We start from the raw sequence: 13,590 nt of genomic DNA on the forward strand, positions 1-13,590 counted from the left end.
GATATCATGATTGAAGTGCATGTTATCGTTTGCTAATTCGCAAAAGGACGTACCAAAGTGCGGACTTTGGTACGTCCCTTTTCTTGTTTTGCACTTATATGGCATAGACAAAAAGAAGAGACCTTTCATCCGAAAGGTCTCTTTGTATCGATTATCCATTACGTTCGATTTGCATTTTTTCTCTGTTTGCTTTTTCTTTTTCGATGTTTTTCTGTCTTGAAATCCCGGCAAACAGGATTCCAATCACCACTATCGCTTCAAATCCATATTTAATGAAGGGATTTGCAAAGTAGTCGTGCATGAAAGGTTCAGCTACGATCATTTTAGCAGCTGTCCAGCCTAGTATTCCCGCACCAATTATTATGATGAATGGGAAGCGTTCGATCAGTTTCAGAATCAAAGTGCTTCCATACATCACTACTGGAATTGATACAAGTAAACCGATCACCACTAAAAGGAAGTTACCATGAGAAGCACCTGCAACCGCTAGGACATTGTCCAATCCCATCAATGCATCAGCAATAATGATGGTTTTTATGGCAGCCCACATCGAGTCTGCAGGCTTCACATCATGTTCTTCTTCATCGATAAGGAGCTTATAAGCAATCCATACAAGAAGTAATCCCCCTATTAAATGCAGTCCTGGCACCTCTAATAGCCAAACAACTAGCAGCGTTGCAATGATCCTTATCACTATAGCCCCGACCGCTCCCCATATTATCACCTTTTTTTGCTGTTCTTTTGGAAGCTTTCTTGCAGCCAATCCAATAAGGATCGCATTATCACCGGCTAGAACCAAATCTATCATAATGATCGCTAAAAGTCCTGAAATGAATTCACCTGTTAAAAAATCCAACACAAATTCCTCCTTTTTACAAAAATAAAGAGACCTCTGCCATAAATGGCAAAGGTCTCGCTAAGCACTAAATGAATTAGGCCAATAAAGCCGGTGGGATTCCCACGTAATGACGACTTTATTTCAGGTTATCCCTGACGCTACTCCCCTTCACGGGAATAAAGAATATGTAATTCTTTTAATATCTTTCCATTAGGAAACTACCAAGAAAAAATATCACTAATTCAGTATACCAAAAATACAAATAAAATAAAGAAAAAAATAATAGATAGTAATGTTATTCATGAACTTAACCTTGTCCATATCCTTTCAACGGATTATTTTAGTCGATCATCCCTTCTAGATATTGGCATATTTCATTTCCTAGGTTCGGGATATCGCTCAAATCCTTCCCCCATAGATATTGATTACTTAAGGTTGCCTCTATCAATTGTCTAAGCGGGACTTCCCCTTTATCATAACGAAGCCATTGTTCCTGGAAAAATTCAATTGTCTTTATATCATCTTTAACGACATAGTCTTTACCCGCAAAGCTTTTACCAATATAACTCCCCTTCATTTCATTAACCCTATAAAATCGGATCAGGCCCGAAAAACCTCTTACGATACAGTCGGGCAGCGTGCCTTTCGCCTCATGATATTCCTCTAAGGTAGGAAGGAGACGAGCCTTGAACTTCGAAATACTGTTCAGCGAGATATCGGCCAGGAGGTGATGTACAAAAGGATTCTTAAATCGCTCAAGAACACTTTCCCCATATTGCATCATCTCATTTTGATCAAAAGGTAATGAAGGAATTATTTCCTTTTCGATGGCATTGCTTAGAAATTGGTTGAATTCGGGATGATCGATTGCCTGTTTTACTTCTTCCAATCCAGATAAAATGCCTAAAGGAGCCAACAAGGTATGTGAACCATTAAGTATCCTTACCTTCCTCATTTGATAAGGTGTCAAATCTTTTACCCAATGCACATTCAATCCGGATTGTTGTAAAGGAAGACGTTGATCGATACAAGGGTCACCTTCAATAGCCCATAAATGGTAGGGTTCTGCCGTATTTAGCAGAGTATCCTTGTATCCCCATTCAGCAAATAGGGTGTCCGACTCATTGGCTGGAAATCCTGTAACGATACGGTCTACAAGCGAGTTTAGGAATAGGTTGTCCCGGTCCACCCACTCCATGAATGGCTTTGGTAAATCCCAATCCCTGCTATGCTTAAGAACATATTGCTTCAATGAATCACCATTTCTCTCTAAAAGCTCACATGGAAGCATGATCAGTCCCTTTTTCGCATCCCCGTTAAAATGCAGATAGCGATGATACAAAAAAGCGGTCAGCTTTCCTGGAAAAGATTCCATCGGCTTTCCTTCTTCCAAAGGAATCGGCTGGTATTTGAGTCCTGCTTCAGTCGTGTTGGAAACTACAAATTCCAATTCAGGATTTTCTGAAAGTGCTAAAAATTCCATCCATTCTTCATATGGATCAATTACCTTTGAAAAAACGGAAATGATCTCTGTATGTTCCACTTTCTTCCCTTGGTGAAAACCACGTAACATTAATGTATACAGTCCATCTTGCCGCTTCACTTCCTCTATTTTCCCTTTCCCGGCGCGGCGGGGCTGGGTAACTGCAATGCTTCCCTTGAAATGACCTTGTTTATTACACTCATGAATCATCCAATCAAAGAAGCCCCGAAGAAAATTCCCCTCACCAATCTGCAATACTTTTATGGGGAAATCCATCTTATGTGAGGATTGGACAGCTTTTGTATCTTTACTCAAACGCTTTAGTGGACTTTTATTTATGTTCATGATCAAAGAATTCCTTTCTTATTGAAATATCCAATTCAGAGTGCGATTTAACAGCATACTGCTTATATTTCGACAATAGCCTTGATCACTTTAGCTTCAGGAGTTAACCATCCTTCAAATTGATTGATCATTTCATCCATATGTGTGCGGTGTGTAATATACTGGCTCATATCCAACAAATCATTTTTCAGCGTATTCACGACATAATCAAAGTCATCCCTTGTTGCATTGCGGCTTCCCATCAATGTAAGCTCTTTACTGTGGAATTCAGGATCATTGAAGGAAATATCCGCTTTAACTAAACCTACATAAATCAATCTTCCGCCGTGAGCAGGATATTTAAAAGAATCCATCATTGACTTAGCATTACCTGTCGCATCAAATACCACGCTTGGCATATCTCCATTCGTCAATTGGGCCAATTTCTCCATTGGATTCTCCAAAACATTCAAAGTATAATCGGCATTTGCCCATTTGCCAGCAAACGCAAGGCGTTCATCATTTATATCCATTGCGATCACCTTCGCTCCCTGTTCTTTAGCGAATGCCATGACTCCCAAACCAATGGGACCAGCACCAATCACTAGTGCAAATTCCCCTTTATGAATAGCAGCGCGCCTAACTGCGTGAGCTCCGATACTTAAAGGCTCTATCATTGCGGATTGATCAAGTGTGAGACCCTCGGTTCTCACCAAATGATTATAAGGAACCGTAATCCACTCACTCATGCCGCCTTCAGCATGTACACCCAACACTTTCATATCCGTACAGCAGTTCGTTTTTCCACTTCTGCAAGCCAGGCATTCTCCACATTCCATATAGGGGATGATCGATACTTGATCCCCGACATTAAGCCCAGATTCATTTTCCGGTATGGACTCAATATAACCGGATAATTCATGGCCAAGAATTTGAGGATAGCTAAAAAAGGGTTGATTGCCTCCATATGCATGGATATCCGTACCGCATATACCTATACGCCGCACACGAATCAAAGCTTCCCCTGAGTTTGGTACGGGTTTTTCCGACTGTATCATCTTAAATTCAAAAGGTTGTTCACAAACGATACTTTTCACTGATTAACACTCCTTTTTTATAGCTTAATAGACACCTTGTACTATTAGAGAATGACACCTTCTTTAAATATGCTAATCTCCCTATACCCGAATTTTTCATTATTCGTTTTCTTTTTACCGGATGAAAGCTCAAGAATGTAATGGAATAAATCGTCCTTTAATTCATCCATCTTTTGACCTTCAATCAACCGGCCGGCATTATAATCAATCCAGTGCTTTTTACGATCGGCTAAATCCGAATTAGTGGCTATTTTTACAGTTGGCACCGGTCCGCCGAATGGTGTTCCTCTTCCCGTAGTGAATAGAACGATATGTGCGCCGGCTGCTGCCAAAGCCGTCACCGAAATCAGGTCATTTCCAGGAGAATTGATTAAATTCAAACCATGCTTCTCTACTCGTTGTCCATATGGGCTTACATCCACTACAGTGGCATGTCCCCCTTTTTGTGTACATCCAAGTGATTTTTCCTCCAGTGTACTTATGCCGCCTTCCTTGTTTCCAGGTGAAGGGTTTTCATAAATTTCTTGATCATGGCGAATGAAATACTGTTTGAAATCATTTATAAGGTCAACGATTTTCTTAAAGGTTTCTTCATCCATCGCCCTGTTCATCAATATCGTTTCCGCTCCAAACATCTCAGGAACCTCTGTCAATATCGTGGTCCCGCCATTTTCCACAATTAAGTCGGAAACCGCACCAACCAATGGATTAGCAGTAATGCCTGAAAAACCATCGGAACCACCGCATTTCAAGCCTATTTTCAACTTTGAAACTGGTACGTTCTGGCGTACGAACCCTTCTGCATAGTCCACTAGTTCCCCCATTAAACGTAAGCCACTCTCCAATTCATCTTGAACCTCCTGGGCTTTTAAAAATTTAATCCGACTTGGAGGAAATTCGCCTATAACTTCTTTAAATGCTTCGATTTGATTGTTCTCACACCCTAATCCTACAACTAAAACCCCTGCTGCATTTGGATGTTGAGCCAAGGCTGCCAATAGTTTCTGCGTATGGGTCAAATCATCTCCCAATTGAGAACAACCGTAGGGGTGGGAAAAGTGATGAACTCCATCGATTTGACGATCTTTAAATTGCTCACTGCCCATTTTGGCGAGAAGTTCACATGTTTTATTGATGCAGCCCACCGTATTGATGATCCAGATTTCATTCCGGATACCCACTTCCCCATTTTCACGGATATATCCTTGGAAGGTATGATTTTGACTGGGTTCTTTTGTTTTTTGCCTGCTAGGTTGATAGGAGTAATCCAATATGCCATGCAAACCGGATGTCAGATTATGGGTGTGAACCCAATCTCCAATGGAGAGATCTTCTTTAGCTTTTCCGATCGAGTAGCCAAATTTGATTACGTCCTCCCCTCGCTTAACCGGATTCACTAACATTTTATGCCCTTTAGGAATGTCATCACGTGCCTTGATATGGATCATTCCCCTATCTTTTGTTTGAATCTGGAGGCTCTGTCCTTTCTGAATCCCCTCCAAGGAAATAACAACATCATCGTTTGAATGCAATTGAACAAATTTATTCATTTTGTTCCCTCCTTATCATGAGTGAAGAAGTTCTAAAGGTAACTTAAATCCATTCCGAAAGCCCTTTCATTTTTCCCTTGATTTTTTTAAATTTTCAAATCCTCTATTAATTTTAACATCAATTTTTGAAATATTAATTACGTATTTTGCTATAAATATACTCATTCTTGTTGTATTATACTTTCAGGAGATGAACAAATGAAAAAAATCCACAATGCATTAAATCATGATTTACTCTTCCCATTTTCTTTTGTCTATCAAGATACGAAAAGTCCCCAGAATGAATTGTCCGATCATATGCATGACCATTATGAAATTGTTTATGTTTATAACGGTAAAGGGACCTTTTTTATCGGTGATGTGTTTTATGATATGCAGCAAGGGGATGTATTCCTGATCCCGAATAATACCATTCATAGGGCTTTACCGAATAAGGACGACCCTGTCACCTCCACCATTATCTTTTTCAGTCCCACATTAATATATAAAGATATGGTTGATGATTCTTTTTCATATTTACATTTGTTTGATCTGACAAAAAAGAGTAAGAATTATAAAATATCATTGCCGCAAAAGAAACAAGTAAAGATGGAAGAACAGCTAGAACTCATCCTGCAAGAAACGAATAGCCGATCGATAGGCTCGAGGCATGCTTGTTTGCTGACCGTTCATCAGATCATACTTGATTTATACCGTATCCGGATAAATGGCAAACAAGAATTATCCGAGGGCAAGAGCTATAGTTCAGAATGGATGAAAGATATTTTAATCTATATTAATGAACATATGGATGAACCATTGACGCTGACGATACTTGCACAAAAAGCATTGGTCAGTCCCGCACATTTTAGCAGGGTTTTTAAGGAAACGACTGGAATTGGGTTAGTCGTGTATCTAAACACGAAAAGGATCATCAAGGCAAAGGAACTTTTACTGGAAACGAATCACACCATTGCCCATATTGCCGAAATGTGTGGTTTTGAAAGCATGCCCCAATTTTATCGTACCTTTAAGAAATACAATGAAAAGACACCAGCTACATTTCGAAAAGAAAATAGGATCCGCTAGGCATGCCTAATACAAATGAAAAAGGAAGTGTCTTCCCTTTGGGAGACACTTCCTTTCTAACAATCTATTACGCAGGCTTTACTATCGGTCGTACAAAACGGATGACCGCTAGCGAGGCAACAACTGCCAATCCACCTGCAAGCAAGAATGCAACTGTGTATGTGCCTGAGGTATCGACAATGTATCCTGTTAACGTCGGTCCGATGATTCCTGCTGTATTTGCCAAGAAATGCATAAAACCTCCAACAGAACCAACATTACCAGGGTCGACGACATCGTTGACGATGGCCCAGTAAATGGCACCAGTCAAATATAGGAAGAAGACGGAAAGTGCGACAAGCGTTACTGCACTGACTGTTGTGGATACAAGTCCAGCAAAACCGATACATAACGCCGATAAGAACAAACATGTTACTAGCACTAGCTTACGTGAGAATAAAACACCTTTTTGTGCGAATTTTTTATAGAAGAAATCTGACACGAATCCACCCAAAGCTAGTCCGATGAATCCAAAAATCCAAGGAATCACTGTAATGATACTCATATTTTCCACACTTAGGCCGCGTGCATCCACCAAATAGCTTGGGAACCAAGTTAAGAAAAAGAAGAGGATGTAGTTGTAAGAAAAAAAGGCTAGAGCTGTAAATAAAACCGTTTTTTGTTTTAAATAAAAGGTGAATTTCACCTTTCCTTCCGATGTAGCCGCTACATAAGATTTCCCTGTATGTTTCTGTTCTTTTGACTCTTGTGGTTTTTCTTTAACGAACTTCCACCAGCAAATCGCCCAAATAAGACCAATTATCATTATGGCAATGAAAGAAACTCTCCATCCATATGAGATGGCAATGAATCCAACTATTGGACCTGCGATTGCGCCACCAAGCGGAGTCCCGCTATTCGTCAAACCAACGACAGATGCCCGTTGATTTGACGGGAACCAGTTATTCACCATTTTATTGATGGTTGATGAGAGAGGGCCTTCGCCCATCCCAAACAGGATACGGATGACGATCATACTGGCAAAACCGACAGCAAGTACAAGTGCACCACTGAATAAAGACCATACGATCATCGCCACGAAAAGCGTAAGCTTTGCTCCCCATTTATCGGACGCCATGCCTCCAAGGAAGTTAAATACGGCATATCCGACTGAAAAGCTACTAAAGATAATTCCCATCTGTGTTGCTGTTAAGGATAAATCATCCTGGATGAACGGAGCTGCAATGGACAGTGCAGATCGGTCCAGATAATTTATTACCCCTGCCAAGAACAAGAAAACGATAACCATTCCTCTACCATTTGAAAACATAAAGTACCCCCCTATTCGTTTCTATAAATGCAAGCAGCATTTTTGGAAACGTTTCCATTTAATAACCAAGAGTAAAGCCTATATGACCCATGACTAAATCGGTTTAGAATCCCCGTAAAAAAAGCGCTTTCTTTTTCACAGGAATTCTTACATCCGATTCTAGCAAGAATTCCTTGAAAGCAAAGTCGGTTTCAAGCGATGGACGCTTGTATCCTCTTTTCCTGTTTTATTGATTTGACTAAGCAGTAACTCTGCTGCCAAGTTGGCCATTTCAATGGCTGGCTGATTAACCGTTGTGATGGTCGGTGTATAGAAACTGGCATACGGAACATCATCGATTCCTATGACCGCTATGTCATCAGGTATATGGATTTCATGCTGTTTCATATAACGCAATACCTCATTAAGTACGATATCATTTCCTGCCAAAATGGCTTGAGGCGGCTTTTCCAATTCGAAAAATTCTGAAAGTGCAACCGGAATTTCATCTGCATTCACAGTTTTAATATATTCTGAATGGAATGGTATCCCATGGGAAGCAAGCGAATCCTTATACCCTTGGATCCGTTCGATTCGAGGACTGATATCGCGTATTATTGAAGTGGTAATGATTGCAATGTTTTCAAAACCCTTTTCAATAAACCGATCGATCGCTAACCTGGAAGCAAGATGATTATCGAGCATGACTGTAGCGATATCCAATTCTTCGATCGTCCTATCCATGAAAACAATCGGGAATTCATCACTCTTCATACGTTGATATAAATCAAGATTGTCCCCTGTGGGAAAAATGATGATCCCATCCACTTGTTTAGCCCTTAGCATTTCAATATAATTCTTTTCCTTTTCAGGATTGTCATCTGCATTGCATACGATAATGTGGAACCCTTGTTCATAAAAGTAGTTTTCTATCGCTCTGATAACTTGCGTTGAAAACGTGTGAAGGATATTGGCAACCACTACCCCAACGGTAAAAGTGGATTTTTGTTTTAAACTGCGCGCTATTATATTAGGCTGATAGTTTAACTCTTCGATTGTTTCTTCAATTTTTTTCCTGGTTTTTTCACTCATATATTCATAGCGTTTGTTCAGGTATTGGGAAACTGTACTTTTTGATACTTTCGCGTGATTGGCGACATCAGTAATTGTAATGGTTTTCATTTCATTCATCCCTGTCGTGTGATTTCAATATATAAGGAATATTCTATTATAATAAGTAAAGCTTTACAATCACCTTCTGATGCAGTAAAAAGTCAATTTCCCATACCACGGAACTTAATTTATCACGTTAACTTGTTTGCCTTTTTATAGGAGCTGAATTCAGACGCCGGAGTATGCCATGAAACCACCATCGACCGGTACCGTAATTCCTGTGACAAAGCCCGAGTAGGATTCATCAGCGAGCCAAAGCAACGTTCCAAGTAAGTCTTCAGGCTGCCCAAAACGCTTCATGGGTGTTGAAGTAATGATTTTATTAGACCTTGCTGTCAGACTGCCATCTTCATTAAGCAGAAGATCCCGATTTTGCTTCGTCAAAAAGAATCCTGGAGCAATGGCATTCACCCGTAAACCTGCTTCGGCAAAATGTACCGCCATCCACATCGTAAAATTATTTATCGAAGCTTTGGCCGCACTGTATGCTGGCACTTTAGTCATCGGAGCGTAGGCACTCATGGAAGATACATTTACGATAACCGGTGCTTCCACTTGCAATAACTCTTTCCCAAAAACCTGACTGGCCAAAAATGTACCGGTGAAATTACTGGCAAAAACCTGGGAGAAACCATTTTCGTCTAAATCAAAAAAGGATTTCCCTTCCGCTTCTTCCCCATATTTCTCTGGAGCTGTAATGGCATCAGGATGATTGCCTCCCGCTCCATTTATTAATAGATCCACTCTTCCGAACGCTTCTATTATTTTTCCTCTTGCATTCTCCAATGAGGCTCTATCCAAAACGTCTGCTGCTATGGATATCGCAGTGCCCCCTTTTTGTTCAATGAGTTCGACCACTTCTTGCCCTTTTTCGGCCGATCTGTTCAATATAGCTATCCTGACACCATGACGGGCCAATTCCACAGCCATTTTCGAACATAAAACACCGCTGCCTCCAGTGATCACTGCCACCCTATTCAATAAGTTTTCATGGATGGGAATCATGATTTCCCACCTGATTTACCAGCTTCATATGCATCCCATAATCCGAGCAAATACATGATGCCCAATGCTCGGTCATATAAACCGTAACCTGGGCGACAATCTTCACCCCAAATATGGCGGCCATGATCTGGTCTGACATAACCAGTATAATTCTGCTTATTCAATTCTTCCACGACGCCCTGTATATTGATGGATCCATCCTGGGTATGATGGGATGTTTCCACAAAGTCACCATTTTCATAAATCTTCACATTTCGAATATGGGAGAAAGGCGAACGGTTTGCATACTTTTTAGCCACTTGGACCATATCATTTTCAGGGTTTGCCCCCATCGATCCAGTACACATGGTAAATGCATTCGACGGTGAGTCCGAAATCGATATCAGTTTTTCATAGCTCGATTCACCTGTGATGATTCTTGGCAAGCCAAAAATGGACCATGGCGGATCATCCGGATGAATAGCCATTTTAATGCCGCAAGCTTCGGCAACAGGTAATATTTCTTTTAGGAATATTTCAAGATTCGCCCATAACTGCTCTTCGTCGACAGTTTTGTAAGCTTCGAATAATTCAGAAATTCGATCCATCTTTTCTGGTTCCCAACCTGGTAAAGTTAAATCGGAAGCTTCCGTCACAGTACGAATCAAATCTTTCGGTTCTAACGTATCCACTTTCGCCTTTTCATAAAATAGGGCAGTTGAGCCATCTTCCAAAGGATGGAACATTTCCGTACGAGTCCAATCAAAAATCGGCATGAAGTTATAGCAAATGACTTTCACTCCAGCTTCCGAGAGATTCCGGATCGTCTCTTTGTATTTCTCAATATATATCATGCGGTCTTCGTTACCCAATTTAATCGATTCATGGACATTTACACTTTCTACAACATCCGTGTGAAAACCAAATGATTGGATATATTCGATTTCTTCTTTAATTTCTTCCTTTTCCCATACCTCACCAACAGGTTTTTGGTGTAGTGCCCAAACAATCCCTTTCACACCAGGAATCTGTTTAATGTGCTCCAATGTAACGGTATCATTGTCTTTCCCATACCATCTAAATGTAATGTTCATCATGCACCTCCGTCATTCCGCAATCTTTTGCATATATTTTCCGCTTAATTCCACTGCTGCTTCATAGCCGCCATTTTGATAGGCTTTGTTCAAATCACTGCCAATCCCAATTGCTACCGCACCTGCATTCAGCCAGTCCTTCATGTTATCCAAATTAATTCCGCCGGTTGGCATGATTCTTACATTAGGCAGTGGACCATTAACCGACTTGATGAAAGAAGGTTCAAAATGGTTTGCCGGAAATAACTTCAAAACATCACAACCTGCTTCCAATGCCGTAGCCATTTCTTTGATTGTCATGCAACCAGGCATATAGGGAATGCCGTATCGATTACAAAGTTCGGCTACTCCATTGACAAAATACGGACTGACGATAAAATTGGCACCAGCTAAAATCGCATGTCGAGCCGTTTCAGAATCAAGTACCGATCCTGCTCCTAAGAGTGCATCCGTATTCTGCAGTTCATTGAAAGCTTCTTCAATTCCCGGTGTTGTATAAGTCAATTCTATTGCCCGAACACCGCCTTCCACAGCTGCTTTAGACAGTTGTGCCGCTTCCTTTGCATCTTGTCCCCGGATAACAGCTACAACTTTCGTTTCCTTTATTCGATGAATGATTGATTGTTTGTCCATAAATCCTGCCCCCCTTTAATTAAAAACGATGATCGCTTTTCGAACTTGTTCGGGATGATTTTCCACAAAATTAAATGCTTCCTGGATATCATCGAGCGAAAATGTGTGGGTAATTAAACCTTCTTGTCTGAGTTTTCCTTCATTTAAAAGTTTAACTACTTTTGGGAACTGATTGGTTTGCAACCTAGATCCTTTAACCGAGACTTCCTTTTTAGTGATTGGCAGTTGGGAAACTGATGCAGGCCGTTCATCAAAACCGAGTACGACAATCCGGCCCGCCGTTGATACGACATCAAAGGACAATTCAAATGTCATCGGCAAGCATACTGCATCAATGACGACGTTGGCACCTTCTCCATTCGTCCATTCTTCCACTCGTTTTTGAACATCTTCTTTTCCCGCATGGACAATGATATTAGCGCCGCTTTCTTTAGCGAATTCCAAACGTTCCTCACTTAAATCCGTGATCATCACTGATGCTCCTTGAAGCTTTGCCATCTTTAATATGCAAATCCCAATAGGCCCAGCTCCCTGGATAAGCACTGTTTCCCCTTCCTCTACTTCACCTCTCCAAACGGCCTGTGCTCCGATTGTATATGGCTCAGCCAATACTATTTCTTCCCAAGCCAACGCGGAATCCACAACATGTAATTGTTTCTCGGGAAGGACGAACCATTCTCTCATACCACCATCTTCATGTACGCCAAAAACGGACAGTTTTTCACAAACATTTTGGCGGCCTTTGCGGCAGGCGTAACACTTCCCGCAGTAACTGATGGGCTCAATAACAACATGGTCCCCAACTTTTATGCCCACGACGCCTTGTCCAATCTCCACAACTTCTCCCGCTACTTCATGCCCGACGACTCGCGGCAGCGTAGCAAGAGGATTCGTACCATGGTAAATATGCATATCCGATCCACAAATCCCGACTCTTTTTACTTTTACAAGGACATCCGTCGAGTTCGAAATCCGTGGTTTTTCCACTTCTTGTATGATAAGTTCATGAGCTTTCCGTACTTGAACCGCTTTCATTTCTCCCACCTACTTTGTAAGAAATTCATAAACACTTGATGCTATCGTAATACCATGTTTCAGGTTTTTTTCTTCATTGATCTGTTCAATCTCACCCGGTACATATACGCGATCGAACCCTGGAGCAGGTTCAACCTGTTTAAGCTCTTCAATCATTTGATCCATTTGCTCTAAAAATATATCAGTATCTGTAAAGAATGAAGGATTAATTACACAAAAATAATGCCCCAGCTTCCGTTTCTTATCAAGATCGACATACATTTTCCCAATGTGCGGGCCAAATGCCGCACCGGCCAATAATCCAGAAAACACATCTACAATTACCGATAGACCATAGCCTTTCGGGCCTCCGAAAGTGGAAAGGGAAACGACTTTATTCGGATCCGTGACTGCAGCTCCATTTTCATCGACACCCCATCCTTCAGGGATTTCCTTTCCTTCTTCGCGTGCCTGGAGAATTTTCCCCCATGCAACATTGGATGTAGCCATATCAAGAATATAGGGTTTCTTCGTTTTGGCAGGAACTCCGTAAGCGATTGGGTTGGTACCAAGAAATGATGTTTTTCCCCCGAACGGGACCACAATTTTATCGGTATGTGACATCGCGATGCCAATCAACTTTGCATCAGCGGCTTTTTGAACGAAATAACTTAGTGCTCCGCAATGGCTGCTATTAAAAACAGTCACCATGCCCACGCCATTTTCTCTCGCCATATCGATTGCATGGTCCATGGCCACGTCGCTGATCACATGCCCAAATCCATCATCTCCATCAACTACACCGGTAACGGGCCCTGTCTTTTGGAAGGAAATCTGGGCTTCGGGATTTATACCCCCTGCCTGTAAACGGTTCACATAATGCTCTGTTCGCAAAACACCATGGGAATTGACATTTCTGAGATCAGCATGAACCAATACTTCCGCAATTTTCCCGGCAGTTTCTTCATTCAAACCCACTTTGGTCAGCTGCTTTATAACTAATCGTTTTGCTTCCTCGGCTTGTATCGTTACTGTTGCCATTTT

At 41.2% G+C, this 13,590-nt stretch carries 12 protein-coding genes; 1 reads left to right on the forward strand and 11 read right to left on the reverse strand.

Going from position 1 to position 13,590, the window contains the following annotated elements; translation table 11 throughout:
* Nucleotides 1–151 precede the first annotated feature (151 nt).
* The 4 genes from AC0VX1_RS13825 to AC0VX1_RS13840 all read right to left on the reverse strand — a co-directional run bounded on the left by AC0VX1_RS13825 (nt 152) and on the right by AC0VX1_RS13840 (nt 5,292).
* The gene (locus AC0VX1_RS13825; RefSeq protein ID WP_413010059.1) at nt 152–856 is read right to left on the reverse strand and encodes a TerC family protein; all 705 of its coding nucleotides are present in this window, start codon (nt 854–856) and stop codon (nt 152–154) included.
* A gap of 322 nt (nt 857–1,178) precedes the next feature.
* Nucleotides 1,179–2,666, reverse strand: a complete 1,488-nt coding sequence (locus AC0VX1_RS13830; RefSeq protein ID WP_475467538.1) for a tagaturonate reductase — start codon at nt 2,664–2,666, stop codon at nt 1,179–1,181.
* A 62-nt stretch (nt 2,667–2,728) separates the two neighbouring features.
* A complete protein-coding gene (locus AC0VX1_RS13835) occupies nt 2,729–3,742 on the reverse strand; it encodes a zinc-binding alcohol dehydrogenase family protein (RefSeq protein WP_475467540.1) in 1,014 nt (337 codons plus the stop codon).
* A 44-nt stretch (nt 3,743–3,786) separates the two neighbouring features.
* Nucleotides 3,787–5,292: a UxaA family hydrolase gene (locus tag AC0VX1_RS13840; RefSeq protein WP_475467542.1), complete on the reverse strand. Its 1,506-nt coding sequence runs from the start codon at nt 5,290–5,292 to the stop codon at nt 3,787–3,789.
* A 198-nt stretch (nt 5,293–5,490) separates the two neighbouring features.
* On the opposite strand from AC0VX1_RS13840, the gene AC0VX1_RS13845 reads away from it, so the two are divergent.
* The gene (locus AC0VX1_RS13845) at nt 5,491–6,360 is read left to right on the forward strand and encodes an AraC family transcriptional regulator (protein ID WP_369316679.1); all 870 of its coding nucleotides are present in this window, start codon (nt 5,491–5,493) and stop codon (nt 6,358–6,360) included.
* A 67-nt stretch (nt 6,361–6,427) separates the two neighbouring features.
* On the opposite strand, the gene AC0VX1_RS13850 is transcribed toward AC0VX1_RS13845, so the two are convergent.
* The 7 genes from AC0VX1_RS13850 to allD form a co-directional block, all read right to left on the reverse strand.
* Nucleotides 6,428–7,669: an MFS transporter gene (locus AC0VX1_RS13850; RefSeq protein ID WP_413022185.1), complete on the reverse strand. Its 1,242-nt coding sequence runs from the start codon at nt 7,667–7,669 to the stop codon at nt 6,428–6,430.
* Between the two features lie 159 nt (nt 7,670–7,828).
* Nucleotides 7,829–8,830, reverse strand: coding sequence for a LacI family DNA-binding transcriptional regulator (locus tag AC0VX1_RS13855; protein WP_475467544.1), 1,002 nt, complete (start codon nt 8,828–8,830; stop codon nt 7,829–7,831).
* 159 nt (nt 8,831–8,989) lie between these two features.
* Nucleotides 8,990–9,826 carry an SDR family oxidoreductase gene (locus tag AC0VX1_RS13860; RefSeq protein WP_413022186.1) on the reverse strand — a complete coding sequence of 279 codons (837 nt, stop codon included), beginning with the start codon at nt 9,824–9,826 and terminating at the stop codon, nt 8,990–8,992.
* Nucleotides 9,823–10,899 (reverse strand): mannonate dehydratase, encoded by a 1,077-nt coding sequence (gene uxuA / locus AC0VX1_RS13865; RefSeq protein ID WP_475467547.1) that lies wholly within the window; start codon nt 10,897–10,899, stop codon nt 9,823–9,825. Before uxuA ends, AC0VX1_RS13860 begins: the two co-directional genes overlap by 4 nt.
* 12 nt (nt 10,900–10,911) lie before the next feature.
* On the reverse strand, nt 10,912–11,532 hold the full coding sequence (locus AC0VX1_RS13870; RefSeq protein ID WP_413010071.1) for a bifunctional 2-keto-4-hydroxyglutarate aldolase/2-keto-3-deoxy-6-phosphogluconate aldolase: 621 nt from the start codon (nt 11,530–11,532) through the stop codon (nt 10,912–10,914).
* Nucleotides 11,533–11,547: 15 nt separating this feature from the next.
* Complete coding sequence (locus AC0VX1_RS13875) at nt 11,548–12,567, reverse strand: zinc-binding alcohol dehydrogenase family protein (RefSeq protein ID WP_475467550.1); 1,020 nt, start codon at nt 12,565–12,567, stop codon at nt 11,548–11,550.
* Between the two features lie 9 nt (nt 12,568–12,576).
* The gene (allD, locus tag AC0VX1_RS13880; protein WP_475467552.1) at nt 12,577–13,587 is read right to left on the reverse strand and encodes an ureidoglycolate dehydrogenase; all 1,011 of its coding nucleotides are present in this window, start codon (nt 13,585–13,587) and stop codon (nt 12,577–12,579) included.
* Nucleotides 13,588–13,590: the final 3 nt, after the last annotated feature.

The sequence above is a fragment of the Peribacillus sp. QJM3NY_7 genome, from assembly GCF_056173225.1.